26 protein-coding genes are annotated in these 24,946 nt (G+C 73.8%); 15 read left to right on the top strand and 11 right to left on the bottom strand.

Annotation, left to right across the window (positions count from 1 at the left end):
* Positions 1 to 85: 85 nt before the first annotated feature.
* From ACFW01_RS26155 to ACFW01_RS26145, 3 genes are read left to right on the top strand one after another with little or no spacing between them, the layout of a single operon-like run.
* Entirely contained in the window at positions 86 to 766 is a 681-nt protein-coding gene (locus tag ACFW01_RS26155) for a TetR/AcrR family transcriptional regulator (protein ID WP_384507184.1), read from the top strand.
* Entirely contained in the window at positions 763 to 1,560 is a 798-nt protein-coding gene (locus tag ACFW01_RS26150) for an SDR family NAD(P)-dependent oxidoreductase (protein WP_384507181.1), read from the top strand. Before ACFW01_RS26155 ends, ACFW01_RS26150 begins: the two co-directional genes overlap by 4 nt.
* A 44-nt stretch (positions 1,561 to 1,604) precedes the next feature.
* Positions 1,605 to 2,645: an NAD(P)-dependent alcohol dehydrogenase gene (locus ACFW01_RS26145; protein WP_384507178.1), complete on the top strand. Its 1,041-nt coding sequence runs from the start codon at positions 1,605 to 1,607 to the stop codon at positions 2,643 to 2,645.
* Positions 2,646 to 2,792: 147 nt separating this feature from the next.
* Here ACFW01_RS26145 and ACFW01_RS26140 read toward each other — a convergent pair whose 3' ends face one another.
* Positions 2,793 to 4,325 carry a helix-turn-helix domain-containing protein gene (locus tag ACFW01_RS26140; RefSeq protein ID WP_384507175.1) on the bottom strand — a complete coding sequence of 511 codons (1,533 nt, stop codon included), beginning with the start codon at positions 4,323 to 4,325 and terminating at the stop codon, positions 2,793 to 2,795.
* Between the two features lie 160 nt (positions 4,326 to 4,485).
* On the opposite strand from ACFW01_RS26140, the gene ACFW01_RS26135 reads away from it, so the two are divergent.
* On the top strand, positions 4,486 to 5,106 hold the full coding sequence (locus ACFW01_RS26135) for an L-threonylcarbamoyladenylate synthase (RefSeq protein WP_163015978.1): 621 nt from the start codon (positions 4,486 to 4,488) through the stop codon (positions 5,104 to 5,106).
* Between the two features lie 95 nt (positions 5,107 to 5,201).
* Positions 5,202 to 6,704, top strand: a complete 1,503-nt coding sequence (locus ACFW01_RS26130) for a metallophosphoesterase (protein WP_384507171.1) — start codon at positions 5,202 to 5,204, stop codon at positions 6,702 to 6,704.
* 8 nt (positions 6,705 to 6,712) lie between these two features.
* Here the strand turns inward: ACFW01_RS26130 and ACFW01_RS26125 are convergent, their stop codons facing one another.
* Positions 6,713 to 7,690 carry a TauD/TfdA family dioxygenase gene (locus tag ACFW01_RS26125; RefSeq protein ID WP_234959794.1) on the bottom strand — a complete coding sequence of 326 codons (978 nt, stop codon included), beginning with the start codon at positions 7,688 to 7,690 and terminating at the stop codon, positions 6,713 to 6,715.
* Positions 7,691 to 7,844: 154 nt separating this feature from the next.
* Here ACFW01_RS26125 and ACFW01_RS26120 point away from each other — a divergent pair, with 154 nt between their 5' ends.
* Positions 7,845 to 8,675: an aldo/keto reductase gene (locus ACFW01_RS26120; protein ID WP_384507257.1), complete on the top strand. Its 831-nt coding sequence runs from the start codon at positions 7,845 to 7,847 to the stop codon at positions 8,673 to 8,675.
* A gap of 50 nt (positions 8,676 to 8,725) precedes the next feature.
* Positions 8,726 to 9,343: a DNA polymerase ligase N-terminal domain-containing protein gene (locus ACFW01_RS26115; protein ID WP_384507167.1), complete on the top strand. Its 618-nt coding sequence runs from the start codon at positions 8,726 to 8,728 to the stop codon at positions 9,341 to 9,343.
* A 41-nt stretch (positions 9,344 to 9,384) separates the two neighbouring features.
* On the opposite strand, the gene ACFW01_RS26110 is transcribed toward ACFW01_RS26115, so the two are convergent.
* The 4 genes from ACFW01_RS26110 to ACFW01_RS26095 all read right to left on the bottom strand — a co-directional run bounded on the left by ACFW01_RS26110 (position 9,385) and on the right by ACFW01_RS26095 (position 13,374).
* Entirely contained in the window at positions 9,385 to 11,727 is a 2,343-nt protein-coding gene (locus ACFW01_RS26110; RefSeq protein ID WP_234959791.1) for a SpoIIE family protein phosphatase, read from the bottom strand.
* 60 nt (positions 11,728 to 11,787) lie between these two features.
* Positions 11,788 to 12,255, bottom strand: coding sequence for a peroxiredoxin (locus tag ACFW01_RS26105; protein WP_384507163.1), 468 nt, complete (start codon positions 12,253 to 12,255; stop codon positions 11,788 to 11,790).
* On the bottom strand, positions 12,252 to 12,632 hold the full coding sequence (locus tag ACFW01_RS26100) for a DoxX family protein (protein WP_122617683.1): 381 nt from the start codon (positions 12,630 to 12,632) through the stop codon (positions 12,252 to 12,254). The genes ACFW01_RS26105 and ACFW01_RS26100 overlap by 4 nt, the downstream gene beginning before the upstream one ends.
* Positions 12,633 to 12,717: 85 nt before the next feature.
* Entirely contained in the window at positions 12,718 to 13,374 is a 657-nt protein-coding gene (locus ACFW01_RS26095) for a TetR family transcriptional regulator (protein ID WP_234959947.1), read from the bottom strand.
* 228 nt (positions 13,375 to 13,602) lie between these two features.
* Here ACFW01_RS26095 and ACFW01_RS26090 point away from each other — a divergent pair, with 228 nt between their 5' ends.
* The 4 genes from ACFW01_RS26090 to hemC all read left to right on the top strand — a co-directional run bounded on the left by ACFW01_RS26090 (position 13,603) and on the right by hemC (position 18,090).
* Positions 13,603 to 15,057 carry an MFS transporter gene (locus tag ACFW01_RS26090; RefSeq protein ID WP_384507159.1) on the top strand — a complete coding sequence of 485 codons (1,455 nt, stop codon included), beginning with the start codon at positions 13,603 to 13,605 and terminating at the stop codon, positions 15,055 to 15,057.
* A gap of 98 nt (positions 15,058 to 15,155) precedes the next feature.
* Complete coding sequence (locus ACFW01_RS26085; RefSeq protein ID WP_384507156.1) at positions 15,156 to 16,136, top strand: ATP-dependent DNA ligase; 981 nt, start codon at positions 15,156 to 15,158, stop codon at positions 16,134 to 16,136.
* Between the two features lie 140 nt (positions 16,137 to 16,276).
* Positions 16,277 to 17,053, top strand: coding sequence for an NPP1 family protein (locus ACFW01_RS26080; protein ID WP_384507153.1), 777 nt, complete (start codon positions 16,277 to 16,279; stop codon positions 17,051 to 17,053).
* A gap of 95 nt (positions 17,054 to 17,148) precedes the next feature.
* Positions 17,149 to 18,090: a hydroxymethylbilane synthase gene (hemC, locus tag ACFW01_RS26075; protein WP_234959786.1), complete on the top strand. Its 942-nt coding sequence runs from the start codon at positions 17,149 to 17,151 to the stop codon at positions 18,088 to 18,090.
* A 33-nt stretch (positions 18,091 to 18,123) separates the two neighbouring features.
* Here hemC and ACFW01_RS26070 read toward each other — a convergent pair whose 3' ends face one another.
* Positions 18,124 to 18,648, bottom strand: coding sequence for a hypothetical protein (locus ACFW01_RS26070; protein ID WP_384507150.1), 525 nt, complete (start codon positions 18,646 to 18,648; stop codon positions 18,124 to 18,126).
* A gap of 301 nt (positions 18,649 to 18,949) precedes the next feature.
* On the opposite strand from ACFW01_RS26070, the gene ACFW01_RS26065 reads away from it, so the two are divergent.
* Positions 18,950 to 19,741, top strand: a complete 792-nt coding sequence (locus ACFW01_RS26065; RefSeq protein ID WP_234959946.1) for a SigB/SigF/SigG family RNA polymerase sigma factor — start codon at positions 18,950 to 18,952, stop codon at positions 19,739 to 19,741.
* A gap of 6 nt (positions 19,742 to 19,747) precedes the next feature.
* Here the strand turns inward: ACFW01_RS26065 and ACFW01_RS26060 are convergent, their stop codons facing one another.
* Together ACFW01_RS26060 and ACFW01_RS26055 are read right to left on the bottom strand one after the other, a co-directional pair.
* Positions 19,748 to 20,068 (bottom strand): ANTAR domain-containing protein, encoded by a 321-nt coding sequence (locus ACFW01_RS26060; RefSeq protein ID WP_234959784.1) that lies wholly within the window; start codon positions 20,066 to 20,068, stop codon positions 19,748 to 19,750.
* Between the two features lie 2 nt (positions 20,069 to 20,070).
* Positions 20,071 to 20,304, bottom strand: coding sequence for a hypothetical protein (locus tag ACFW01_RS26055; protein ID WP_234959783.1), 234 nt, complete (start codon positions 20,302 to 20,304; stop codon positions 20,071 to 20,073).
* On the opposite strand from ACFW01_RS26055, the gene ACFW01_RS26050 reads away from it, so the two are divergent.
* Positions 20,296 to 21,099: a VOC family protein gene (locus ACFW01_RS26050; RefSeq protein ID WP_234959782.1), complete on the top strand. Its 804-nt coding sequence runs from the start codon at positions 20,296 to 20,298 to the stop codon at positions 21,097 to 21,099. The two genes, ACFW01_RS26055 and ACFW01_RS26050, sit on opposite strands and share 9 nt — an antisense overlap.
* A 10-nt stretch (positions 21,100 to 21,109) precedes the next feature.
* Here ACFW01_RS26050 and glgX read toward each other — a convergent pair whose 3' ends face one another.
* Both glgX and ACFW01_RS26040 read right to left on the bottom strand, forming a co-directional pair.
* Positions 21,110 to 23,257: a glycogen debranching protein GlgX gene (gene glgX / locus ACFW01_RS26045; RefSeq protein WP_234959781.1), complete on the bottom strand. Its 2,148-nt coding sequence runs from the start codon at positions 23,255 to 23,257 to the stop codon at positions 21,110 to 21,112.
* Positions 23,254 to 23,760, bottom strand: a complete 507-nt coding sequence (locus tag ACFW01_RS26040; protein ID WP_384507145.1) for a pep a2 — start codon at positions 23,758 to 23,760, stop codon at positions 23,254 to 23,256. Before ACFW01_RS26040 ends, glgX begins: the two co-directional genes overlap by 4 nt.
* Before the next feature lie 286 nt (positions 23,761 to 24,046).
* Between ACFW01_RS26040 and ACFW01_RS26035 the strand changes: the two genes are divergently transcribed.
* Together ACFW01_RS26035 and ACFW01_RS26030 are read left to right on the top strand one after the other, a co-directional pair.
* Positions 24,047 to 24,319 carry a DUF5133 domain-containing protein gene (locus ACFW01_RS26035; RefSeq protein WP_234959780.1) on the top strand — a complete coding sequence of 91 codons (273 nt, stop codon included), beginning with the start codon at positions 24,047 to 24,049 and terminating at the stop codon, positions 24,317 to 24,319.
* Positions 24,320 to 24,371: 52 nt separating this feature from the next.
* Positions 24,372 to 24,946, top strand: a 575-nt coding sequence (locus tag ACFW01_RS26030) for a maltotransferase domain-containing protein (protein WP_384507141.1), incomplete at its 3' end; no start/stop codon positions are given.

Below are 24,946 nucleotides of genomic sequence, written 5' to 3'. Positions count from 1 at the left end.
CCTGGACCTGTCATGTCTCGCCGGGTCACGTGTCCCACTGAGCCACATGTCCCAATGGGACATCACTGGGTGTACGCTCGAACGCATGACGGCAACGAAGCCCTCCCCCGCCCCCGAGGACCGACGGCAGCGCAAGGCCCGGCAGACCCGTGACGCGCTGGCCACCGCCGCCTGCGACCTGCTCCTCGAGCGCGGCTCGGCGGCGACCACGGTGGAGGCCATCGCCGAGCGCGCGGACGTCACGCGCCGCACGTTCAGCCGGCACTTCGCCGGCAAGGAGGACGCGGCCCTCGACTTCGTCCGCCGGGACGGCGCCCGCATCAACGAGCTGCTGCGCGCCCGCCCCGCCGACGAGCCGCCGCTGCTCGCCTACCGCCGGGCGGTACGCGACTGGCTGGCCGACAGAGAGGACCCGGCCTGGCACGTCCGCCCCCGGATGCGCCGGCTGGTGGCCCTGGCCGACACGGAGCCCGACCTGTTCGCCGCCTACCAGCGCATCCGGGTCGACGCCCAGGAGGAGTCGATCCGCATCGTCGCCGAAAGACTCGGCACCGACGACGCCCGGGACGTGCGCCCGGCCGCCCTCGTCGACGCCGCCGCCGGAGTCCTGATCGCCGCCCTGCGCCTGTGGGCGCGCGGTGACGCACCGGACTCGGGAGCCGCAGACCTCGCCGCCCTCGTGGAGCGGGCCTACGACGCCCTGATCTCGGAGGCCGCGGCCGCGACCCCCGCCAGCACAGAGGAAGACAGAGAGCAAGCACCATGAGCACCACCGGCACCACCCCCGCGACAGCGCCCACCGGCTCCGGCCCCGAGTTCGCCGGCCACACCGCCCTCGTCACCGGCGCCGCCTCCGGCATCGGCCTGGCCACCGCCCGCCGCCTCGGCGCGGCCGGCGCCCGCGTCGTCGTCGCCGATCACAACGCCGAGGGCGCCCACAAGGCCGTCGCCGAGCTGACCGCGGAGGGCGTCGAAGCCGCCGCCGTGGAGCTGGACGTGACCAGCCCGGAGTCCGTCGAGGCCGCCGTGCGGTTCACCGTCGACACCTTCGGCGGCCTGGACCTGGCCGTGAACAACGCGGGCATCGGCGGCCCGAGCGCCCCGACCGGCGCGTACGACGTCGACGCCTACCAGCGGGTCGTCCGCACCAACCTGGACGGCGTCTTCTACTCGATGCGCTACGAACTGCCCGTCATGGAGGCCGCGGGCAGGGGCGGCGCCATCGTCAACGTCGCCTCCATCCTCGGTTCCGTCGGCTTCGCGGGCTCTCCCGCCTACGTCGCCGCCAAGCACGGCGTCGTCGGGCTGACCAGGACCGCCGGCGCCGAATACGCCGCCCAGGGCATCCGGGTCAACGCAGTCGGCCCCGGCTTCATCGACACGCCGCTGCTGAAGTCCATGGGCGAGGCCGCGTACGAGGGCCTGGTCGCCCTGCACCCGGCCGGGCGGCTCGGGCGCGCCGAGGAGGTCGCCGAGCTGATCGCCTTCCTGCTGTCGGACCGGGCGTCCTTCGTGGCGGGCGGCTACCACCTGGTCGACGGCGCCTACACGGCCGTCTGAGCGCCCGTCACACAACCCGGGGGGCAGAAAGAAGGAGTTCGACCATGAAGGCACTGCAGTACCGCACCATCGGGGCACCGCCCGAGGTCGTCACGGTCCCCGACCCGGAACCCGGCCCCGGCCAGGTGCTGCTGAAGGTGACCGCGGCCGGCGTCTGCCACTCCGACATCGCGGTGATGAGCTGGCCTGCCGAGGCCTTCCCCTACGGGCTTCCCCTCACCCTCGGCCACGAGGGCGTGGGCACGGTGGCCGCGCTCGGCGCCGGGGTGACCGGACTCACCGAGGGCGACGCGGTGGCCGTGTACGGGCCCTGGGGCTGCGGCAGCTGCGCCAAGTGCGCGGAGGGCAAGGAGAACTACTGCCTGCGCGCCGAGGCACTGGGCATCCGCCCGCCGGGACTGGGACGGCCGGGGTCGATGGCCGAGTACCTGCTGGTCGACGACGCCCGGCACCTGGTGCCGCTGGACGGGCTCGACCCCGTCGCGGCCGTTCCGCTGACCGACGCGGGGCTGACGCCGTACCACGCGATCAAGCGGTCGCTGCCGAAGCTGGTGCCCGGCTCGACCGCGGTGGTCATCGGGGCCGGCGGCCTCGGTCACGTCGCCGTCCAGCTGCTGCGGGCACTGACCTCCGCCCGGGTGATCGCCCTCGACGTCAGCGAGGACAAGCTGCGCCTCGCCCGTGAGGTGGGCGCCCACGAGGTGGTGCCGTCGGACGCGAGGGCGGCGGACGCGGTGCGCGAGCTGACCGGAGGTCTGGGTGCCGAGGCCGTGTTCGACTTCGTCGGTGTGGCGCCGACCGTGCGGACCGCGGGCGCCGTCGCCGCCGTCGAGGGCGATGTCACGCTGGTCGGCATCGGCGGCGGCTCGCTCCCCGTCGGGTTCGGCGTGCTGCCGTTCGAGGTGTCGGTCACCGCGCCCTACTGGGGCAGCCGCGGCGAACTGATCGAGGTGCTGGACCTGGCCCGCTCGGGCGCCCTGTCGGTGCACACCGAGACGTACGCGCTGGACGACGCGCCCCTGGCGTACGAGCGGCTGCACGCGGGCCAGGTCAACGGCCGCGCGGTGATCCTGCCGCACGGCTGACCGGCCCCCCGGTACCCGGCCGCCGCGCGACGGAGTCGGGGGCGCGACCGGTCCCCCGTTCCGGTCGTGCCCCCGGTGCGGTCGAACCTACGTGAACGGCTCCGCCGTTGTGAATCGTGCCGGTGCCCGCTGCCGGGCCGGAAGGACTCACCCGTGCACAGGTGAGTCCGGAAGGCCCGGTTTCGTCCCGGGCAGCGGCGGCCCGCCGAGGTCTCCCTCGGCGAGGTGGGCCAGGACGACCTCGTACAGGTCGCTGCCGGCGGCGAGCAGCTGGCGTTCGAGGACCGGCTCCGCGCTGCGGACGTGCTCGCGGACGGTCTGGGCGTGCATCCCGAGCCGCTGGGCGGCCCGTTCGGCGTTGCCGCCGACCGCGATCCAGGTGCGCAGGGTGCGCCGCAGGTCCCGGCCGTCCGGGGCCAGGCGGCCGAGCAGGTCCGCGGCCCAGGTACGCAGCGCGGGCCCGGACAGCAGGTCGGTGAGGCCGGCCGCCCCGGGCCGTTCGGGGGCGGCCCCACCCGGCGGCTCGGCGAGGCCGGCCTGCGAGTTCAGGGCGAGGTGGACGGCGGCGCGGACGGTCAGGTCGGTGAAGTCGGTGCCCAGCAGACCCTCGACGCGATCCATGCGGGCCCGGACCGTGTTGCGGCTGACCCCGAGGATCTTCGCCGTGCTGACGGCGGTGAACTCCAGGCCGAGCCGGGTGGTGGCCAGCAGTTCGGCGCGGGTGTGGTGCGGCAGGCCGTCGAGCGGGCTCAGTGTCCGGGCCGTCCAGCCGTACAGGGCGCCGGGCTCCATCAGCAGCTCGGGGCGGGTCCGCTCGGCGTACACGGCCGCCTGCTCCGGCCGGAACCGCGCGACGGCCAGGGCGCTCACCGCCTGTCCGTACGCGGCGGCGGTCCGGGCGAGGCCCTGCCGGGCACTGCCCCCGAGGAACACGCCGGGCAGCCCGCCGACGAGCGTGCGCAGCTGCCGGCCGGCCGAGTCCCTGGGGGCGAGGACGATGACGTGTCCGTCCATCGCCGGGCAGCGCACGACCAGTGCCCCTTCCGCCGTCGCCGACACGCACTCCTCGGCCAGGCGGTCCCGTTGACCGGGGCTGCTCTCCACGACGTACACCCAGGCCGTGTCGGTGTCGAGGAGGCCGGGCCAGAGTCCGGCGGCCACCCGGCGGGCGGAGACGGTGTCCTCCACCATCAGCAGTTGCAGGATGGCCAGGCGCAGGTCGGAGGTGGCCCGCCGCAGCCGGTGTCCGGCCGCGGCCGACTCGTGTCCGGCCAGCAGCAGCTCCAGTACCTGGGCGGTGTGCGTGACGATGTCGGAGGTCCGCCGGTCGAAGGGGTCCTCGCGGGCCACGGCGAGGACGGCGTGGGGCGCCGGATGGGAGCGGGCTACGCGGACGAGCCGCACCTGGCGGCCCGCGTCCTCGAGGGCGGCGGTGGCGATCCGGCCGCCGGTGATGTCCGCGACCAGGCCCTCGTCCAGCGCGAGCCGGGCGCCGGCCAGCAGGCGGCCGGTGCCGTCCTGGAGCGAGACGGCGGCGTCCGCGGCGCCGGCCAGCCAGGTCATGACCCGGTTCGGGTCGCGGCCGGCCGGCCGCAGGTGGTCGAGGAGTTCCTCGGCCCAACCCGCGTGCTCGGCGGCTCCCGCCGCCCGCTGTCCCGTCCCGTCCGCTCGGCCCGCCACGTCGGCCTTCTCCTCGTCCTCGCCTCGCCCCCGGCCCAGGCCGGGGACGTTACCTCATGGCCCCGGACGCGGGCCCGGTGCGAGGCCCCGCGGAAGGTTCGGGCGGGGCGGCCGACCGGGCCTGTCGGCCGTCGTACGCGGACGGGCATAAGCTCGGTGAATGGCGAAGTACTTCGACGTGCACCCCGAGAACCCCCAGCCGCGCAGCATCGCGCAGGTCGCCGACAGCGTCCGCTCGGACGCGCTGATCGCGTATCCGACGGACTCCTGCTACGCGCTGGGCTGCCGACTGGGCAGCCGCGACGGCATCGACCGCATCCGGTCGATCCGGCAACTGGACAACCGGCACCACTTCACCCTGGTGTGCCAGGACTTCGCGCAGCTCGGCCAGTTCGTGCAGATCGACAACGACGTGTTCCGGGCGATCAAGGCGTCCACCCCGGGCAGCTACACCTTCATCCTGCCGGCGACGCGTGAGGTGCCGCGCATGCTCCAGCACCCGAAGAAGAAGACCGTGGGCGTGCGCATCCCCGACCACGTCGTCACCCAGGCCCTGCTCACCGAACTGGGCGAGCCCCTGCTGTCCAGCACGCTGCTGCTGCCCGGCGAGGAGGAGCCGATGACGCAGGGCTGGGAGATCAAGGACCGGCTCGACCACGTGCTCGACGCGGTGATCGACTCCGGTGACTGCGGTACCGAACCGACGACGGTCGTCGACTTCTCCGGGGGCGAGGCGGAGATCGTGCGGTACGGCGCCGGAGACACCACCCGCTTCGAGTAGCGGCGGGCCGGCCGACGAAGCGACCCGTCCGGCAACGGAGTTGGGCGGGCCTCCCCTCGTCGCGCCGCCGCTCGGGGCGTTGTTACCGTGCCCGGGTGTCTGACTCCTCACGCGATACCGCCGAAGGCGCCGGCTGGGGCTCCGCCGAGCCCGGCGCCTACCGAGACCTCATGCCGCAGCACACCGAGAAGCTGTCCTGGCTCGACCCGAGAACCCTGTGGGCCGCCCGCAACGGCGTGCTGGCCTCCCTGTTCGGCGACCCCACCGGCCGCACCCGGGACCGCTGGGTGGCGCAGCGGACGGCGGCCGGGGCGCCCGCCGACAAGGTGATCCGGCGGACGGACCCGGACCGGTTCTCGTTCCTCGTCATCGGCGACACCGGAGAGGGCGACGACCCCCAGTACGCCGTCGTGCCCGGCCTGCTGAAGGCCGGTCAGGACACCCGCTTCGCCGTGCTCGCCAGCGACGTGATCTACCCGGTGGGCAGCGCAGACGACTACGGGACGAAGTTCTTCCGCCCGTACCGCGACTACCCGGCGCCGATCTACGCGATACCGGGCAACCACGACTGGTACGAGGACCTGGGCGGCTTCATGCGGGTCTTCTGCGACGACGCTTCGCCCCCGCCGCCCGCTCCGGGTCCCCGTCCGCTCACCCCGGCGTGGCTGCGGTCGCTGCTGTGGCACCGGGCCGACCCGGACGACGGACGGCACCTGGACGAGGCGCGCAAGCTGCGGTCCGCGCCGGAACAGCGGGCCGACCAGCCCGGACCGTACTGGGCGATCGACGCCGGACCGGTGCGGATCATCGGCATCGACACCGGGCTGCTCGGCACGGTCGACGCCGCGCAGGGCGCCTGGCTGCGCGAGGTCTCCGCGGGGCCCCGGCCGAAGATCCTGGTGACCGGCTCACCGCTCTACGTCGACGGCGAGCGGCAGCCGTGTGCCATCGAGGGCGGCGGCACGGTGGACGACGTCGTCCGCGACCCGGCCCACCACTACGTCGCGGCGATCGGCGGCGACATCCACAACTACCAGCGCTACCCCGTCGACGTGGACGGCCGCACCATCCAGTACGTCGTCGCGGGCGGCGGCGGCGCGTTCATGCACGCCACCCACACGATCCCGCGCGTCTCGGTGGGCGGCGTCACCGAGGACGACTTCCGCTCCTACCCGCTGCGCGGCGACTCGCTGGCCTTCTACAGCGCGCTCTACGGGCGCCGGCTGCGGATGCGCCGCTTCTTCACGCTCACGGAGGCCGAGGCGACGGCCGTGATCGCCGAACGCCTCGGCATCCGGACGGGCCGCGCCCCGGGCGACGGAGCGCGGGTCACGCGGCGCACCCGGCTGGTCGCCGGGCTGCTCGGCACGGCACGGCGGCCGGAGCACGGGAAGCGGTTCCGGCTGCCGGTGCGCAAGGTCTACACGCAGGTGTTCTCACCGGGTTCGGCGACCTACAGCCCGCCGTTCTTCAAGTGCTTCCTGCGCCTGGACGTCTCCCCGGAGGCGGTGCGGCTGCGCTGCCACGCCGCCACCGGCAACCGGGCGCAGGAGCTGGACCCGCCGGTGGAGGACGAGGTGACGATCCCGCTCGTCTGACGCGAGGGTCACCAGCGGCCCGGTTCGCTGCCGGTGAGGGGCTCGGACGGGGTGCCGTCGACCCCGGCGGGCACGTCTCCGGCGAGCATCACGCGGTGCATGGTCCTGGGGTGGCCGAGGTGGGCGTTGTCGCTCGGGGCCAGGTGGATGGTGGCCCGGTTGTCCCAGAAGGCGACGCTGCCGGGCTCCCAGCGGAAGCGGACCGTGTACTCGGGGCGGGTGGCCTGTTCGAGGAGCAGGTCCAGGACGGCGGCGCTCTCGGGCCGGGAGAGTCCGGTGATCTGCTCGACGTAGTAGCCGTTGACGAACAGCACCCGCTCGCCCGTCTCCGGGTGGACGCGGACCAGTGGGTGCACGGTCGCCGTCTGGTGGTCGAGGAGGTGCCGGACGTAGGCGTCGTCGCCGGGCCGGGGCTGGTAGCCGACGCCGAGGCGGTGTTCGGCGCGCAGGGTGTCGGCGAAGGCGCGCATCGGGGCGGACAGCCCGGCGTAGGCGGCGGCGAGGTTCGCCCAGGTGGTGTCGCCGCCGTACGGCGGTACCGTCTCGGCCCGCAGGATCGTCGCGGCCGGCGGGTCGGCACGGGCGCCGTGGTCGCAGTGCCAGCCGCGCAGCAGGGTGTGGCGCCGGCGGCGCAGCCACTCGTCGTGCTCCATGCCGAACCGTCCGCCCAGCTCCAGCCGGTCGGCGGTCGTCTCGATCTCCGGGTGACCGGCCGGTGACGCCTTGCCGCGCCGGGGCAGGACGACCGGCTCGCCGAAGAGGCGCGCGAAGGCGACGTGGCCGGCGTGGTCGAGGCGCTGGTCCCGGAAGAACACCACCTTCCAGCGCAGCACCGCCGCCCGGACCGCGGCGACCTGCGCCGCGTCGAGGCCGGCCGCCAGGTCGACGCCGTGGATCTCGGCGCCGATGTGCCCCGCGACGGGCTTCACCTCGACTTGCCCCGCCTTGGCCGTCGTGCGGTCCGCCGTCGTCCTGTCCGTCGTCATGCGTGCTCCGTTGGTCGGTGTGGTCCGTCCGTTCCGGCTTCGGCACCGATCGTGGCAGACCCGCCCGCGCTCCGTCCGGTTGATCACCGGTGCCCCGGTGGGCGACGCTGGACGGGCGGCACACCGCCGCGCACAGTCGAGGGAAGGTCCCATGGTGATCAGCATCCCGGCGTACACGCTCAACGACGGCACCACGCTCCCCGCACTGGGCCTCGGCACCTGGCCGATGAAGGACGACGAGGCCGAGCGGGCGGTCCGTACGGCCCTGGAGACGGGGTACCGGCTGATCGACACGGCGACGAACTACCGCAACGAGACCGGCGTCGGCCGCGGGGTGGCCGCCGGCCCGGTCCCCCGCGAGGAGATCGTCGTGACCACCAAGCTGCCCGGCCGGCACCACGGCTACGAGGAGACGCTCGCCTCGTTCGAGGAGTCCCGGGCCCGGCTGGGCCTGGACTACGTCGACCTGTACCTGATCCACTGGCCGCTGCCGCGGGTGGACAAGTACGTCGACTCCTGGAAGGCCATGATCAAGCTGCGCGAGGACGGTCTGGTGCGCTCGGTGGGCGTCTCCAACTTCACCGCGGAGCACATCGAGCGGCTGGAGAAGGAGACCGGCGTCCTGCCGTCCGTCAACCAGATCGAGCTGCACCCGCTGTTCCCGCAGGACGAGCTGCGCGCCTTCCACGAGCGCAAGGGCATCCGCACCGAGAGCTGGAGCCCGCTGGGCCGCGGCAGCGACCTGCTGGACGACCCCGCCGTCGCCGCGGTCGCCGACGCGCACGGGGTGACACCGGCCCAGGCGGTCCTGCGCTGGCACACCCAGCTGGGCGCGGTGCCCATCCCGAAGTCGGGCGACCCGGCGCGGCAGCGGGCCAACCTGGACGTCTTCGGCTTCGAACTGGACGCGGAGCAGATGCGCGCCGTGGCCGGCCGGGCGCACCGGCGGATCGGCGGTGACCCGGAGGTGCACGAGGAGTTCTGACCGGGGTACCCGGTCCCGGTCGGCGACGGTCTCCCGGGAAGGAGCGGCAGGTGGGCGACGCGAACGGGCTGCGGGACTACCGCGGCAAGCGGGACTTCGGCCGGACCGGTGAGCCCGCGGGGCGCGGAGCGGCCGCCGGGGACGGGCGGCCGCGCTTCGTCGTGCAGATCCACGACGCGAGCACCCTGCACTTCGACTTCCGGCTGCAGGTGGGCGACGTACTGAAGTCCTGGTCGGTACCGAAGGGCCCGCCCGCGGATCCGAGCGACAAACGGCTCGCGGTACCGACCGAGGACCATCCGCTGGATTACGAGGAGTTCGAGGGCGTGATCCCGGCGGGCGAGTACGGGGGCGGCACGGTCATCGTGTGGGACCACGGCGACTACGAGCAGCTGAGCCACGACCGCCGGGGCCGGCCGGTGGACTTCGCCGAGTCGCTCGCGCAGGGCCACGCCAGGTTCCGGCTGCGCGGCACGAAGCTGCGCGGGGAGTACGCGCTGACCCGGTTCCGCGGCGGGCCGGGCGGTGGCGCGGGCGACGGGGAGGTGGCGTGGCTGCTGGTGCGGACGGCCGGCGGCGGGAGCGGGCGCGACGCCCCGGACCCCCGGCGGGCCCGGTCGGCGCGCACCGGCCGCACACTGGCCCGGGTCGCGGCCGAGGAGGGGTAGGCGCGTGCACGTCCCGGCCGCCGGAGCGGAGGCCGGGCGCGTCACCGCGCGGGCAGGGGCTGTTCGGCCCAGATGGTCTTGCCGGTGTCCGTCTGCCGGCTGCCCCAGCGCTGGGTGAGCTGGGCGACCAGCAGCAGGCCCCGGCCGCCCTCGTCGTAGGCGTGGGCCCGGCGCAGGTGGGGTGAGGTGGAACTGGCGTCGGAGACCTCGCAGATGAGCGCGGTGTGGCGGATGAGGCGCAGCTGGATGGGCGGCTCGCCGTAGCGGATGGCGTTGGTGACCAGTTCGCTGACGACGAGTTCGGTGACGAAGGCCGTCTCGTCCAGCCCCCACACCGTCAGCTGCTCCATGACGGACCGCCTGGTCGCCGCCACGTGGGCGGGGTCGGGGTGGACGTCCCAGGTGCGGATCCGGTCCTCGCCCAGGGCCCGGGTGCGCGCCAGCAGCAGCGCGACGTCGTCGGCGGGCTCCTCGGGCAGCACGGCCTTGAGCACATCGTCGCAGAGGGCGTCGAGGGAGTGCGCGGGCGCGGCCAGGGCCCGGCACAGTTCCGCCGTGGCGTGGTCGACGTCGCGGTCGCGTTCCCGGTCCTCCACCAGTCCGTCGGTGTAGAGGGCGACCACGGAGCCCTCGGGCAGTTCCAGCTCGGTCGCCTCGAAGGGCAGCCCGCCGACGCCGAGCGGCGGTCCGGCGCTCACGGGGACGAGCCGCGCGGTGCCGTCGGGCAGCAGGATCGCGGGCGCGGGGTGTCCGGCCGCCGCGAGGGCCAGGCGGCGGGAGACGGGGTCATAGACGGCGTAGAGGCAGGTGGCGCCCAGTTCGGCGACCTCGCCGCCGTCGTCCGTCTCGCGGACGGCCGCGAGGTGGGTCACGAGGTCGTCCAGGTGGGTGAGGAGTTCGTCGGGCGGCAGGTCGACGTCGGCGAGGGTGCGGACGGCCGTGCACAGGCGGCCCATGGTCGCCGTGGACGGGATGCCGTGGCCCACGACGTCGCCGACGACGAGGCCGACGCGGGTGCCGGACAACGGGATCACGTCGAACCAGTCGCCGCCGATGCCGGCCGCCGACGCGGTGGGGAGATAGCGGTGGGCCACCTCGACCGCCGCCTGGCCGGGCAGAACCCGGGGCAGCAGGCTGCGCTGGATCGCCAGGGCGGTGGCGCGTTCGCGGGCGAAGCGGCGGGCGTTGTCCACGGAGACGGCGGCCCGGCCGACCAGTTCCTCGGCCAGTACGGCGTCCTCGCCGGCGTACGGCTCCCTGGGCGCGGTCCGGGCGGCGACGGCCACGCCCAGCGTGGTGCCGCGGGCCCGCAGCGGGACGGACAGGAGCGAGCAGACGGCTTCGCGGAACGGACGGTTGTGCGGGGTCTCGGCCGCGCGCATCCGCAGCCAGCGGTCGAAGTCGGGGTCGCCGGGCCCGCTGAGGACGACGCGGCCCTCCCGCATCGCTCGGGCGGGCGGGGCGTAGGGCGGGTAGACCTCGTTCTGGCCCAGATGCACGGCGGGGGTGGGGAAGCCCTCGGTCGCCCAGGCGTGGGCCACCCGGCGCAGCTCGCCGTCCTCGGTGGCCACCGCGACGGGCTCGTCGGTGCCGAGGGTCCAGTCGAGCAGGTCGACGCTGGCGAAGCCGGCGAACCGCGGCACGAGCAGGCCGACGAGTTCCTCGGCGGTGCGCACGACGTCGAGGGTGCTGCCGACCGCGCCGGCGGCGTTCAGGAGTGCCAGCCGCTCCCGCGCCCGGTGCTGCTCGGTGCTCTCCAGCGCGGCCACGGCGACGGCGGCGAGCGCGCCGGACGCGTCGTGGACCGGCCAGATCTCGACGGTCCAGGCGTGCGGGCGGGTGCCGGCGGGGGCCGGCGCGTAGCTCTCGTACTGGACGGGCCGGCCGCGCTCGGCGGCGAGCCGCAGGTGGTGCAGGAAGGTCCCCCGGCCGGTCCCGGTCCGGGCCAGGGCCTCGGGGAGGCTGCGGCCGACCAGCTCTTCGGCGGGGCGGCCCATCATGCGGCACGTGGTGGCGTTGGCGTGCAGGAAGCGCAGGTCGAGGTCGAGGACGGCCATCGACACGGACGCCTGCTGGACGGCCTCCTCGATCAGGCCGTGCCCCGGGCCCTCGGGGGCGGCGGTCACGGCGTGGCCGAGCGGTTCGCCGTCGGCGCCCAGCAGCGGGCAGGAGCGCAGCCGCAGAAGCACCGTGCAACCGTCCCGGTGCCGGATCTCGGCGGTGCCGGACAGGGTGCCGGAGGGCACGTCCCGCGCGAGCAGCTCCCGCGCGGCGCGTCCCACGACCTCTTCGGCCCGGTACCCGGTGAGCCGCCGCGCGCCGTCGCTCCACCCCGTCACCCTTCCACGGGCGTCGACGGTCATCGCGGCGGAGACTTCCTCCATCCGTCCAGGATCATCCCTGGACTGAGCGGTATCAACCGGGACGGGGGGTGACCGGCCCCGTCAGGCCCCGTGCGCCCGTAGGGCGGCCAGGGCGCGGTCGGCGTGCGTGTTCATCCTGATCTCGCTGCGCACGACCTCCAGCAGGGTGCGGTCCCGGCCGATCACGAAGGTGACCCGCTTGGTCGGGGCCATGCTGAACCCCCGCTTCACCCCGAACCGCTCGCGGACGGCGCCGTCGGTGTCGGAGAGCAGCGGCATGCCGAGGATGTGGCGTCCGGTGAACTCCTGCTGCTTCTCGACGGTGTCGCCGCTGACGCCGACGGGGCGGGCGCCGACGGCCGCGAACTCGGCGGCGAGATCGCGGAAGTGACAGGCTTCCGCGGTGCAGCCGGCGGTCAGGGCGGCGGGATAGAAGAACAGGACGACCGGGCCGTCGGCGAGCAGTTCGGACAGGCGGCGCGGGGTGCCGGTCTCGTCGGGCAGCGTGAAGTCCTCGACGGTGTCGCCGACGGCGGGCGTACGGCTCATGACCGGCCCTCGCTGCCCTTGGCGACGCCGCGGGCCCACAGCACCAGCGGCACCTGCACGGGGAGCCGGCCGTAGGCGGCCGCCCTCAGGGGTGCGGGGCGGTGCCGCCAGTCCCAGGCCATCTTGGCGTTGGCGGGGAACACCCCGACGAAGAAGGCCGCCGCGGTCAGCGCGGCCGCCTTGCGGGTGCGCGGGAGGGCGACGCCGGCGGCCAGCGCGAGTTCGGCGACGCCACTGGCGTACGTCCACGCCCGGGGCGAGCCGGGCAGGGAGCGCGGGACGATCGCGTCGAAGGTGCGGGGCTGGGCGAAATGGGCGGCGCCCGCGGTCGCCAGCAGACCGGCGAGCAGCAGGGGTGAGCGTTCGGACCGGGACACGGTTCCTCCTCTGGGGGCCTGCCGCGCGATATTACTCGACGGTAAGGACCGGCAGTGAGGCCGCCCGCCCGTCACCGCGCGCCCGTCACGCCCCGCCCCGGGGTGTGACGGGCGCCAGCCACATGCCCACGATCGCGTCGACCAGCCCGTCGGCGGCCTCCTGCCAGCCGGCCCGCGGCGTGGGGCGCCCCTCGGCGAGGGCGCGTTCCCGCTCGGCCGCCACGTGCACGATGAGATGGCGCGCCATGTCGCCCCGTTCGGCGCGGACCTCGTCCGGCAGGGCGGGCATGCAGCGGTCGCGTCCGGCGATGATCTCGCGCAGCGAGGGGGAGGCGCGGGACTCCTCGACCATGATCTCCCGCAGCGCCGGGTCGGTCATGACCTGGGCGCAGAACCGGGCGTACCAGGTGGGGCCGCCCAGCGCCGCCAGGTGGTCGAACTGCGGCCGGACCAGGCAGTCCACCCAGTCGCGCAGGTCCGTCGAGTCGCCGAGGGCGGCGAGCTGGCGGGCCCGCAGCTCCTCGACGCGGACCGAGTGGCGCTTGGCCACGGCGCGGACGAGGTCGGCCTTGGTGCCGAAGTGGTAGCCGACCGCCGCGTTGTTGCCCTGGCCCGCGGCCTCGCTGACCTGCCGGTTGGAGACGGCGTACACGCCGTGCTCGGCGAAGAGCCGCTCGGCGGTGACGAGGATCAGCTGCCGGGTCGCGCCGGCCTGTTCGGTCCGGACCGTCCTGCCCGCCATGATCACCACCACCGGGACTCTCCTTGCGGCCCGCGACGACCGGTCCCTGGAGTCGTCGCAGGTCCGCCGCCATGCGGCGCGTTCACACGGAAGCCTACGGGGCGCCCGTGCCGGGCCGTCGCGCGACCTGGACGGGCGTGCCCTCTCCCCACCCCGTACGATACTTCAAGCGACTGACTTAAACCTTCGCTCCCAGACTCTCGCGCTCGTCGCCCGAAAGGCTCATCCATGCCCGCTTCCCCCGCCGCACCGCGGCCGAACGCCGTGGTGGCGGTACTGGCCCTGGCCGGCATCGTCGTCTCGCTGATGCAGACCCTGGTCATCCCGATCGCCCCGGAGCTGCCCAAGCTGCTGGACGCCCCCGCCTCGGACGCGGCCTGGGCGGTGACCGCCACGCTGCTCGCCGCCGCGGTGGCCACCCCGGTCGTCGGGCGGCTCGGCGACATGGCGGGCAAGCGGCGCATGCTGCTGCTCAGCCTGGTGCTGCTGATCGTCGGCTCGGCGATCTGCGGACTGAGCGACACCCTGGTCCCGATGGTCGTCGGACGCGCCATGCAGGGACTCTCCGCCGCCGTGATCCCGCTGGGCATCAGCATCATGCGCGACGAGCTGCCCGCCGAGCGGCTGGCCGGCGCCACGGCCCTGATGAGCGCCTCGCTCGGGGTGGGCGGCGCGCTCGGCCTGCCCGCCGCGGCACTGATCGCGGACAACCTCGACTGGCACATGCTGTTCTGGGTCTCCGGCGCGCTCGGCGCCGTCGCCCTGGTGCTGGTGCTGGCCCTGGTACCGGAGTCGGCGGTGCGCACCGGCGGCCGCTTCGACGTGCCCGGCGCCCTCGGCATGGCGGCCGGTCTGGTCTGCCTGCTGCTGGCGATCTCCAAGGGCGCCGACTGGGGCTGGAGCAGCGGCACCACCCTCGGCCTGTTCGCGGCGGCCGTGGTGATCCTGCTGGTGTGGGGCCGGTGGGAGCTGCGCACCCCGCGGCCGCTGGTCGACCTGCGCACCACCGCCCGCCGACAGGTGCTGTTCACCAACCTGGCGTCGATAGCCGTCGGCTTCTCCATGTTCGCCATGTCCCTGGTACTTCCGCAGCTCCTCCAGTTGCCCGAGGCCACCGGTTACGGTCTGGGCCGGTCCCTGCTGACGGCGGGCCTGGTGATGGCGCCGTCCGGGCTGGTGATGATGGCGTTCGCCCCGGTCTCCGCGAAGGTGTCCAAGTCCCGGGGCCCCAAGGTGACCCTGATGATCGGCGCCCTGATCGTCGCGGGCGGCTACGGGCTCAACATCGTGCTGATGTCCGAGGTCTGGCACCTGGTGCTGGTCTCCTGCGTCATCGGCGCGGGCATCGGCTTCACCTACGGCGCCATGCCGGCGCTGATCATGGGTGCGGTGCCGGCCAGTGAGACGGCCGCCGCGAACAGCCTCAACACGCTCATGCGGTCCATCGGCACCTCGGTGGCCAGCGCCATCGCCGGCGTGATCCTGGCCCAGATGACGGTCACGCTCGGCGGCTTCGCCCTGCCCTCCGAGAACGCGTTCAAGGTGGTCATGGGCATCGGCGCGGGCGCCGCACTGCTCGCCCTCGTGCTCGCGTCGTTCATCCCGCGCCACCGCTCCTCCGCCGGGGCGGCGCACCCGGCGGCGGCCGACGGTGCCGCGGCGCGGGCCGCCTCCGCCCACTGACGGCGACGGCGCCGGCCCCTGTGTGGGGAGCGGCGCCGTTCAGGCGAACCTGGCGGGCGGGGCGCGTGACGGCGGCCCGGCGCGTCGAGAACTGACCCGTGGAGCTGCCGCAGATCCCGCCCATGCTCGCCACCCCCGGCGTCCTGCCGCCCGCCGCGCTGGACGGGCGCTGGGCCTACGAGACGAAGCAGGACGGCCAGCGGGTGGTGGTCTACCTGCCCGGCGACGGCAGCCTGCTGCTGCGCGCCCGCTCCGGCCACGACATCACCGCCGCCTATCCCGAACTGGCACCGCTCGCCACCGCCCTCGGCGCCACCCCCGCGGTCCTGGACGGCGAGGTGCTGGCGCTGGACGAACAGGGCCGCGCCGACTTCCAGTTGCTCCAGTCCCGGATGGGCCTCGCGCACGCCCCCGCACGGGCGGCGCACCGGGCGGCCAGGGTCCCCGTCCACCTCGTGCTGTTCGACGCGCTGCACCTGGCGGGCGAGTCCCTGCTGCGCCTGCCCTACACCGGCCGCCGCGAGCGGCTGACGGACCTCGGCCTCGCCGGTCCCGCCTGGTCCACCCCCGCCGCACTGGTCGGCCACGGCGCACAGGCCCTGCGCGCCACCCGCGAGCACGGCCTGGAGGGGCTGGTGTGCAAGCGGCTGGACTCGGTGTACGAACCGGGGGTCCGCTCCCGCGCCTGGATCAAGATCCGCAACATGCACAGCGAGGACGTCGTGGTCGGCGGCTGGCTGCCCGGCAAAGGACACCTCACGGGCCTGCCCGGCGCCCTCCTGGTCGGCCAGCGCGCCGGGGGACGGCTGCGCTACGTCGGCGGCGTCGGCACCGGCTGGAGCGCGGCCGAGCGTGCCGAACTGGCGGCCCTGCTCGGGGCGGCGGCCACGGACGTCTGCCCCTTCGACCCGGTGCCGGCCGTACCGGGAGCGCGCTGGGTCGTCCCCCGGCTGGTCGGCGAGGTCCGCTACAGCACCCGCACCCGGGAGGGCATACTCCGCCAGCCGTCCTGGCTCAGACTCCGCCCGGACCTGGCGCCCGAGGAGTCGGCGGCCGACATTCCGGACGACCCGGGATGAACGCGTGACGGAGCATCATCCATTGGGCAGCACTTCACCGCGGTGACGCCCGGGCGCCCTTGGCGCGGGAGTGGAAAGACGGGAACCTGAACTCCCCTTCCCCCCACAGCCGTTGGGCTGCGCCCGCAGAGGAGAACGCGATGCCCCCGCGTACCGCCACCCCCCGTCGCCTGAGATGGCTCACCGCACCGCTCGGTGCCCTCGCCCTCGTCGTCGCCTTCCCCACCAGCGCGTTCGCCGCCCCGCCGCCCGGACTGCCCGCAGGCGCGGACGCCCTGGAGCAGACGTACCAGCCGGCCTACGACTACGACACCGACGGCTGCTACCCCACGCCGGCCATCGGCGCCGACGGAACGGTCAACGGCGGGCTCAAGCCGACCGGCGCGCTCAACGGCAACTGCCGGGACGCGGCCGACCTGGACAACACCAACGGCTACGCGCGCGCCAAGTGCAACAACGGGTGGTGCGCCTACATGTACGGCCTGTACTTCGAGAAGGACCAGGCACTGCCCGGCAGCAGCCTGGGCGGCCACCGGCACGACTGGGAGCACGTGGTGGTGTGGGTGCGGGACGGGGCGGTGCAGTACGTCTCGACCTCCAACCACGGCTCGTTCAGCGTGCACGCGCGTTCGGCGGTCCGCTTCGACGGCACCCACCCGAAGATCGTCTACCACAAGGACGGCATCAGCACCCACTGCTTCCGCCTGGCGACCGCGGGCGACGAGCCGCCGGAGAACCACAAGGGCGGCTGGCAGTACCCGGCGCTGGTGGGCTGGAACGGCTACCCGGCGGGTGTGCGCGACAAGTTGGCCTCCCACGACTTCGGCAGCGCCCACTTCGGCCTGAAGGACGGCAGCTTCGCCTCCCACCTGGCGGCCGCCAAGCCCTCCGGCATCCCCTTCGACCCGAACGCCTGACGGACGGACGCCCGAACGGGACGCCCTCGGAGACGGACGACACCCGGCCGGTCGGGCGAACCACGCGACCCGGGCACCCCGGTGAGCACTATCGTGTGCGCATGTCCGTCCCCGAACTGATCCGTATCGTCTCGCGCGACTCCCCCATGGCCCTCGCTCAGGTCGAGCGCGTCCGGGGGGAGCTGGCCGCCCTCCACCCCGGCGTGCGCACCGAGGTCGTCCCGGTGAAGACCACCGGCGACAAGTGGCTCGGCGACCTGTCGCTGGTGGAGGGCAAGGGCGCGTTCACCAAGGAGGTGGACGCCGCCCTGCTGTCGGGCGAGGCCGATCTCGCCGTGCACTGCGTCAAGGACGTGCCCGCCGACCGGCCACTGCCCGCCGGCACGGTGTTCGCCGCCTTCCTGGAGCGCGACGACATCAGGGACGCCCTCGTCCACCCGGAGGGGCTCACCCTGGACGAGCTGCCGGCCGGTACCCGGGTCGGCACCTCCTCGGTGCGCCGCGTCGCGCAGCTGGCCGCCACCCACCCGCAGCTGCGGTGCGTGCCGTTCCGGGGCAACGCCAACCGGCGGCTGGCGAAGCTCGCCGCCGGTGAGGCGGACGCGCTGCTGCTCGCGGTCTCCGGCCTGGAGCGCATCGGCCGCCGTGACGTGGTCAGCGAGGTCCTCTCCCCCGAGACGATGATGCCGCCGATCGGCGCGGGCATCCTCGCCCTTCAGTGCCGCGAGGACGACACCGCCCTGATCGACGCGGTCAGCGGCCTCGGCCATCCGCGAACGCACCGGGAGGCGACGGCGGAGCGCATGTTCCTGCACGTTCTCCAGGGGCACTGCAACAGCCCGATCGCCGGGTACGCCCGCGTGGACCGGAGCGGGGAACTCTCGCTGCGGGCCTGTGTGTTCACCCCGGACGGCAAGACGCGACTGAACGCCCACGAGTGGGCCGGCCGGCTCGACCCGGCCACCCTGGGCACCTCGGTCGCCGTGGCGCTGCTGCGGCAGGGCGCCCGCGAGATCATCGACGGCATCGCGCACTGAGGCGCCGCGGCCCGGCCGCGCCCGCCCGGCGGATCAGGCGGAGCCATCCTCCGCCTGCCCCCGCAGGAAGGCGCTCACCTGGTGCGCCAGCTCCTCGCCCCGCACCGCGCCCGGGGCCGCCCCGGCGGCCGGGTCGGGCAGACCGAGGCCGCCGCTCCACAGCCGGCGGTCGGCCCACTCCTCGTCCACCCGCAGCTGGACCTGGACGTCCACCTGCCCGAGGCTCGGCTCCGGGCCGGCCGCGTAGAGCACGGCGGTGGCCCGGCGCAGCGGGTAGACGTCGAAACCCTCGATGAACTGGGAGTTGCGCCAGTCGAGGAAGGCGCTCTCACCGTCGGGGCCGATCCGGACGTCGATCTGGCCGTCCTCCAGGTGGATGCCGAGGTGCCCGGCGCCCCGGTTCTCGACGGTCACTCGGACACAGAAGTACGTCAGCCCCTCGGCGGCGTCGTCGCGCCCACGCGGCGGCTCGGCCGGCTCAAGACGGTGGACGCGGACCCGCAGGCCGGCGTGCTCGTCGTACTCCTGCCAGTCCCCGACCACGTTCGGCTCGTACACGGTGCCCCTCTCGACCTCTCGACGCTGCTTCCTATCTGTGCGCTCAGTGCACTGTCAAATGAGCGGAATGGGCTGTGGCCAGGGATTTCGTGCCTTCTGATCGGTGATCAAGCGCTGCCCAGGAAGGATCCGCCGGGGCCCGCGCCGGACGATCACGGGGAGCGTGCCGCACATCACTTCCGGCCCGTCCGCCGTGCCGATCACCGGCCCGCGGCCGTTCGAGTGGCCGTCCGGCCCAAACGCGCTCAGTATCCATATGTACGAGGAGTTGCCAGCACCCCTGCCGAGGGAGGTGCGCGTGATGCGTGTCGCCGGCCGTACCAAGCCCCACCCGCACGACGACGCCCCCGACACCGCCGCCGCGTTCGACCGGCTCGCCGGGCTGCCCGAGGGACCCGAGCGCCGGGCGCTGCGGGACGAACTGATCCGGAGCTGGCTCCCGATGGCGGAGCGGATCGCCGTACGCTTCCGGGGCCGCGGCGAGAATCTGGAGGACCTCTACCAGGTGGCGGCCCTCGGGCTGGTCAAGGCCGTCGACCACTACGACCCGGAACGCGGCCACGCCTTCGAGGCGTACGCCGTGCCGACCGTGACCGGCGAGATCAAGCGGCACTTCCGCGACCACATGTGGACCCTGCACGTGCCGCGCCGGATCCAGGACCTGCGCAACCGGGTGCGCCGCTCGGCGAAGGAGCTGGCGCAGACCACGCCGGGACGCGCGCCGACCGTGGAGGAGATCGCCGAGCACGCGCAGCTGACCACGGTCGAGGTCCGGACCGGCATGGAGGCCCTGGAGTGCTTCACCGCCCTGTCGCTGGAGGCGGAGATGCCCGGCACCGACGGGTACGCCCTCGGGGACGCGCTCGGCGGTCCCGATCCGGCGTTCGACGCGGTGGTGGACCGGGTGGCCGTCCGGCCCTGCCTGGAGGCGCTGCCCGAACGCGAGCGCACCATCCTCTACCTGCGCTTCTTCGGCGGCATGACGCAGAGCCGCATCGCGCAGCAGCTCGGCATCTCCCAGATGCACGTCTCCCGGCTGCTCACCGGCTGCTTCGACCGGATCCGCGAGGAGATCCTGACGGAGGCCCGCTGAGGGGTCTCAGCGCTCCGTCGGGGCGCCGGGGACACGGGTGGGGCACTGCCGGTCCAGGGTGTCCTCCAGCGCGGCCCGTATCCGCGGCGGCATCACTCCGGTGCGCCCCCAGGCGAGGATCGTCTCCGCGACATCGCGGAGTTTGACGTTCGTGTGCTGGGAGACCTCGCGCAGGATGATCCACCCCTGGTCGGGTGCGACCCGGCCCAGGACGACGATCATCCCGATGGCCTGGTCCACGACGGCGTGCGAGACGACCGCCTCCTTCAGCTGCCGGACCTGCTCCTGCAGCTGGAAGACCTGGTCCGAGCCCGTGTCCGTGGACATGGTCACCTCCGGATCCGGCGGGTCACCGCCGCCTGTGCCGCGCGGGACCGCTGCGCCGCCTCCATGGTCGCGACCCCCGGGGCGTCCCGCCACTGGGCCGTACGGGGCGTCCGCGCCACCGTTTCGGCGTCGCCGCCGGGGTACTCGGCAGGCGCCCGCCGCACTCCCGGCCGGACACTGGTGTGGAGCCGGTGGCTGCCGGTGGACGAGACCAGGACGCGACTGCCATGAACCACGACATGACCCACCCCGCCGGCGCGGACAGCCTGATGTCCACGCACTCCGTGTACGGGGCGCCCTGCTGGGTGAGTCTCACCAGCCGTGACCTGAAGGCCACCGAGGAGTTCTACTCCGCCGTGCTGGGCTGGCAGTGGCGGCCCGGCAAGCTGGGCGAGCCCTTCCGCATCGCGCTGGCCGACGCGGTGCCGGTCGCCGGGATCGCCGCGGTGGCCGCGATGTGGCAGATGGCGGTGGCGTGGACGCCGTACTTCGCCGTGCGCAGCGCGGACGAGGCCGTGTCGCGGGCGCAGGAGCGCGGCGGAACCGCCGCGGTCGGGCCGATCTCCCTGCCGCCCGGGCGGGCGGCGCTGCTCGCCGACCGGGACGGCGCGACCTTCGGGATCTGGGAGGGCGAGCTGTTCACCGAGTGGGACGCCTGGCGCAGGTCGCGCCCCGCGTTCATCCGCCTGCACACGCGTGACGCCTTCGACGCCGCCATCTTCTACGGTGAGATCTTCGACTGGGCGTCGGGCGAGGGCTGCTGCGAGGTCCGCTACGAGGGCGACGAGGTGGTCCTGCGCCATCAGGGCGACGTCGTGGCCCGGATCGAGTCCGGCGCCCTGGAGGCGGCCCCGGACCCGGCCGTACGGCCGCACTGGCAGGTCCACTTCGCGGTGGACGACGTCGGGGCGTGCGCCCGGGCGGCGGAGCTGCACGGCGGCAGTGTGCTCTCCCTGAGCGGCGACGAGGGCGTGCTCCGGGACGCCGACGGCGCGCAGTTCACGGTGACCGCGCGCCGCCTCGGCAACTGACCTCACCGGCTCACCGGCCGGTGCGGGACGGCCGGGAGAGCAGCACCAGACTGCGCTGCTCGACGGTCACCACCGTGTCCGCCTTGTGCTCCGCCTCGTCGGGGAGGCCCTCGGGGTCGGCGGTGTCGACCAGGGCCGTCCAGCGCTCTCCGTAGGCCGCGCCGGGCAGCCGGAAGCCGGCGGCCTCCCAGTGGCTGTTGAACAGCAGCAGGAAGGAGTCGTCGACCACCGGCCGTCCGCACGGGTCGGGTTCGGCGATGGCGTCGCCGTTGAGGAAGACGCCGACGGCGTGCGCGTCGGAGCGCTGCCAGTCGGCGTCGGTCATCTCCGTGGCGTCCGGCAGCAGCCACACCAGGTCGGGCAGCGGCTGGTCCGCGCGGGTGACCGTGTCGCCGAGGAAGAACCGGCGCCGGCGCAGCACGGGGTGGTCGGCGCGCAGCGCGATGACCCGCCGGGAGAAGTCCAGGAGGGCGCGCTGCTCGTCGTCCAGCCGCCAGTCGATCCAGGAGATCTCGTTGTCCTGGCAGTAGGCGTTGTTGTTGCCGCGCTGGGTGCGGCCCAGTTCGTCGCCGTGGCAGAGCATCGGGATGCCCTGGGAGAACAGCAGCGTGGCGAGGAAGTTGCGCTGCTGGCGGCCGCGCAGTTCCCGGACGGCCGGGTCCCTGGTCGCGCCCTCGGCGCCGCAGTTCCAGGACCGGTTGTGGCTCTCGCCGTCCTGGTTGTCCTCACCGTTGGCCTCGTTGTGCTTGTCGTTGTAGGAGACGAGGTCGCGCAGGGTGAACCCGTCGTGCGCGGTGACGAAGTTGACGCTGGCGCGGGGACGGCGCCGGCTGTGCTGGTACAGGTCGGACGAGCCGGTCAGCCGGGAGGCGAACTCGCCGAGGGTGTGTTCCTCGGAGCGCCAGAAGTCCCGTACGGCGTCCCGGTACTTGCCGTTCCACTCCGACCACAGCGACGGGAAGTTGCCGACCTGGTAGCCGCCCTCGCCGACGTCCCAGGGCTCGGCGATCAGTTTGACGCGGCTGATCACCGGGTCCTGCTGGATGAGGTCGAAGAACGCCGACAGCCGGTCCACCTCGTGGAACTGCCGGGCCAGGGTGGCCGCGAGGTCGAAGCGGAAGCCGTCGACGTGCATCTCGGTCACCCAGTAGCGCAGCGAGTCCATGATGAGCTGGAGGACGTAGGGGTGCCTCATCAGCAGGCTGTTGCCGGTGCCGGTGGTGTCGTAGTAGTGCTGCCAGTCGCCGTCCACCAGGCGGTAGTACGAGGCGTTGTCGATGCCCCGGAAGGAGAGGCTGGGGCCCTGCTCGTTGCCCTCGGCGGTGTGGTTGTAGACCACGTCGAGGATCACTTCGAGGCCGGCCTCGTGCAGCGTCTTGACCATCGACTTGAACTCGGTGACCTGCTGACCGCGGGTGCCGAGGGCGGCGTAGCCGTTGTGGGGCGCGAAGAAGCCGATGGTGTTGTAGCCCCAGTAGTTGGACAGGCCCCGGTCCTGGAGCACCCCGTCGTGCACGAACTGGTGCACCGGCATCAGCTCCACGGCGGTCACGCCGAGGGACGTCAGGTGCTCCACGACCGCCGGGTGCGCCAGCCCGGCGTAGGTGCCGCGCAGTTCCGGCGGGACGTCGGGGTGGGTGCGGCTGAGCCCTCGGACGTGCGCCTCGTAGATCACGGACTCCGCGTACCGGCGCCTGGGCGGTCGGTCGTCGCCCCAGTCGAAGAAAGGGTCGGTGACGACGCCGAGCATGGTGTGCCCGGCGCTGTCGCCCGGGTCGGGTCTGCCCGGCGCCCGCTCGAAGAGGGAGGCGTGGTTGTCCACCCGCCCGTCCACCGCGCGGGTGTAGGGGTCGAGGAGGAGTTTCGCGGGGTTGCAGCGGTGGCCGACCGCCGGGGCCCACGGACCGTGGACCCGGTAGCCGTACCGCTGCCCCGGGCCGACGCCGGGCAGGTAGCAGTGCCAGACGAAGCCGTCGACCTCGGGCAGCGCGATCGTGCTGTGGGTGCCGTCGTCGTCGACGAGCACCAGGTCGACCCGTTCGGCGACCTCGCTGAACAGCGCGAAGTTGGTGCCCTGTCCGTCGAAGGCGGCGCCCAGCGGATAGGGGAGCCCGCTCCACACGGGCGACCCCTGCCAGTTCGGCCGCTCGCGGGTCACCGGGCCTCCTCCAGCATGCCGGCCGCCGGGCGGGCCAGCCGGGCCACCGGCATGACCTCGCGCGGCACTTCCAGGCCCTCCTGGGTGATCGGCTCCGGGGACGTGGCCACCAGCGGGACGCGTTCGGCGGACCGGGCGCGCCGGGAGAACCAGATGACCTTCGCCCCGGTGTCGGTGGCGCAGCAGCCCCAGCCGTCGCTGTGCGCGGCGAGGTGCTGGAGGCAGGTGCGCAGGTCCTGGTCGGGGCGGAGGGCGTGGTCGTTGCCCGCTACGGCCGTGATGAGGTGCTGGTGGTTCCACCACATCTCGATCGACGTGTTCTTGTCGCTCGCGTGCTCGTCGATCGCCCGAAGCAGCATCTCCGCACCCGAACAGACGGGGTCGACGAGGTTCTCCAGGTTCCAGAACCGGAGGTGAGCGGCCAGGATGCGCCTGACCTGTCCGACCCGTTCGGGGCTCACTTCCACGTCGAGGTGGTAGTAGCAGGGCACTGCGGTCTTCATCGTCGTGGCTCCTCACCGCGAAGGCTCCCGCTCCTGCCGTCCCTTGGGGGACGGACTCCCCGATCACGAAGCGTGAGCGCTGATCGCTTCTGAGTCACTCCAGAGTGGGAGCGGTAGTCCATTCGTGCAACACGAGCGCCGAACCCCGGCAAACGGGGGGGAAAGCGGGGCGCGGACGGTCGAAGAGAAGGTTGAAGATCCAACAAGACGGCGCGTCACCACCCGTGCACCATGTGTGAAGAACTCGATCGTCCGTACCACCGGACCGTCCGGAAGGTGACCGGCCATGCTGCTCCCCGCGAAGAGCGAAGTCGCCCGGCAGCTGCGGCATTACCGCGCCTGGGAACGCTCGATGCTGGTGTCCCCCACGGACGTCACGGTCCGTACCACCTTCGAGGACGCCGGCTACACCCTCTGCGTGCTGATGGGAAAGCGGTGCGCGCGCGAGGCAGCCGACGCCGCCGAGAGGTATCTGCGGACGAACCTGGTCACCCATGCGCAGGAGCAGCCGGAACGTTTCGCCCCGTCGGGGCCGATGACCCCCTCCGGCGCGGCCTGACCCCATCGGCCGGGCGCGCGCCCGGCCCCGAGCACGGCGGAGGTGAGAACGGATGACTACGACCGTGGGCATCGGACGTATCCCGGTACGGGACGTCCACCCGGTGGTGGAGCACGGCAGGCGGCCGGCGAAGGCGGTGACGGGGGAGACGTTCGAGGTCTCCGCCTCCGTGTTCCGGGAGGGACACGACGCGGTCGCCGCCAACGTCGTGCTGAAGGACCCGGAGGGCCGGCCGGGCCCGTGGACGCCGATGCGGGAGCTGGCGCCCGGCACCGACCGCTGGGGCGCCGAGGTCACCCCGGACGCGCCGGGCAACTGGACCTACCGGGTGGAGGCGTGGAGCGACCCCGTCTCCACCTGGCGGCACCACGCGCGCATCAAGATCCCGGCCGGCATCGACGCCGGCCTCGTGCTCGAGGAGGGGGCCGAGCTGTACCGGCGGGCCGCGGCGGGCGTGCCGGGGGCCTCGGAGCGCTCGGTGCTGCTGGCCGCCTCGGAAGCCCTGCTCGACGACACGCTGCCCGTGGCCACCCGGCTGGCGGCGGCGTTGACGCCGGAGGTGGACGCGGTGCTGGCCCGCCATCCGCTGCGCGAGCTGGTCACCTCCTCCGACCCGCTGCCCCTGCT

Origin of the sequence: Streptomyces sp. NPDC058985, assembly GCF_042740985.1 — a bacterium.
GTDB lineage: Bacteria > Actinomycetota > Actinomycetes > Streptomycetales > Streptomycetaceae > Streptomyces.
Note: the sequence above shows the minus strand (reverse complement) of the source record. Positions and strands in the feature narration are given on the sequence as shown.

What these genes read in the sequence shown, in the direction of transcription:
- ACFW01_RS26155 (WP_384507184.1), top strand. Translation starts at nt 86, where the DNA reads ATGACGGCAACGAAGCCCTCCCCCGCCCCCGAGGACCGACGGCAGCGC.
- ACFW01_RS26150 (WP_384507181.1), top strand. Translation starts at nt 763, where the DNA reads ATGAGCACCACCGGCACCACCCCCGCGACAGCGCCCACCGGCTCCGGC.
- ACFW01_RS26145 (WP_384507178.1), top strand. Translation starts at nt 1,605, where the DNA reads ATGAAGGCACTGCAGTACCGCACCATCGGGGCACCGCCCGAGGTCGTC.
- ACFW01_RS26135 (WP_163015978.1), top strand. Translation starts at nt 4,486, where the DNA reads ATGGCGAAGTACTTCGACGTGCACCCCGAGAACCCCCAGCCGCGCAGC.
- ACFW01_RS26125 (WP_234959794.1), bottom strand. Translation starts at nt 7,690, where the DNA reads ATGACGACGGACAGGACGACGGCGGACCGCACGACGGCCAAGGCGGGG.
- ACFW01_RS26110 (WP_234959791.1), bottom strand. Translation starts at nt 11,727, where the DNA reads ATGGAGGAAGTCTCCGCCGCGATGACCGTCGACGCCCGTGGAAGGGTG.
- ACFW01_RS26105 (WP_384507163.1), bottom strand. Translation starts at nt 12,255, where the DNA reads ATGAGCCGTACGCCCGCCGTCGGCGACACCGTCGAGGACTTCACGCTG.
- ACFW01_RS26095 (WP_234959947.1), bottom strand. Translation starts at nt 13,374, where the DNA reads ATGGCGGGCAGGACGGTCCGGACCGAACAGGCCGGCGCGACCCGGCAG.
- ACFW01_RS26090 (WP_384507159.1), top strand. Translation starts at nt 13,603, where the DNA reads ATGCCCGCTTCCCCCGCCGCACCGCGGCCGAACGCCGTGGTGGCGGTA.
- ACFW01_RS26080 (WP_384507153.1), top strand. Translation starts at nt 16,277, where the DNA reads ATGCCCCCGCGTACCGCCACCCCCCGTCGCCTGAGATGGCTCACCGCA.
- ACFW01_RS26065 (WP_234959946.1), top strand. Translation starts at nt 18,950, where the DNA reads ATGCGTGTCGCCGGCCGTACCAAGCCCCACCCGCACGACGACGCCCCC.
- ACFW01_RS26060 (WP_234959784.1), bottom strand. Translation starts at nt 20,068, where the DNA reads ATGTCCACGGACACGGGCTCGGACCAGGTCTTCCAGCTGCAGGAGCAG.
- ACFW01_RS26050 (WP_234959782.1), top strand. Translation starts at nt 20,296, where the DNA reads ATGAACCACGACATGACCCACCCCGCCGGCGCGGACAGCCTGATGTCC.
- ACFW01_RS26040 (WP_384507145.1), bottom strand. Translation starts at nt 23,760, where the DNA reads ATGAAGACCGCAGTGCCCTGCTACTACCACCTCGACGTGGAAGTGAGC.
- ACFW01_RS26035 (WP_234959780.1), top strand. Translation starts at nt 24,047, where the DNA reads ATGCTGCTCCCCGCGAAGAGCGAAGTCGCCCGGCAGCTGCGGCATTAC.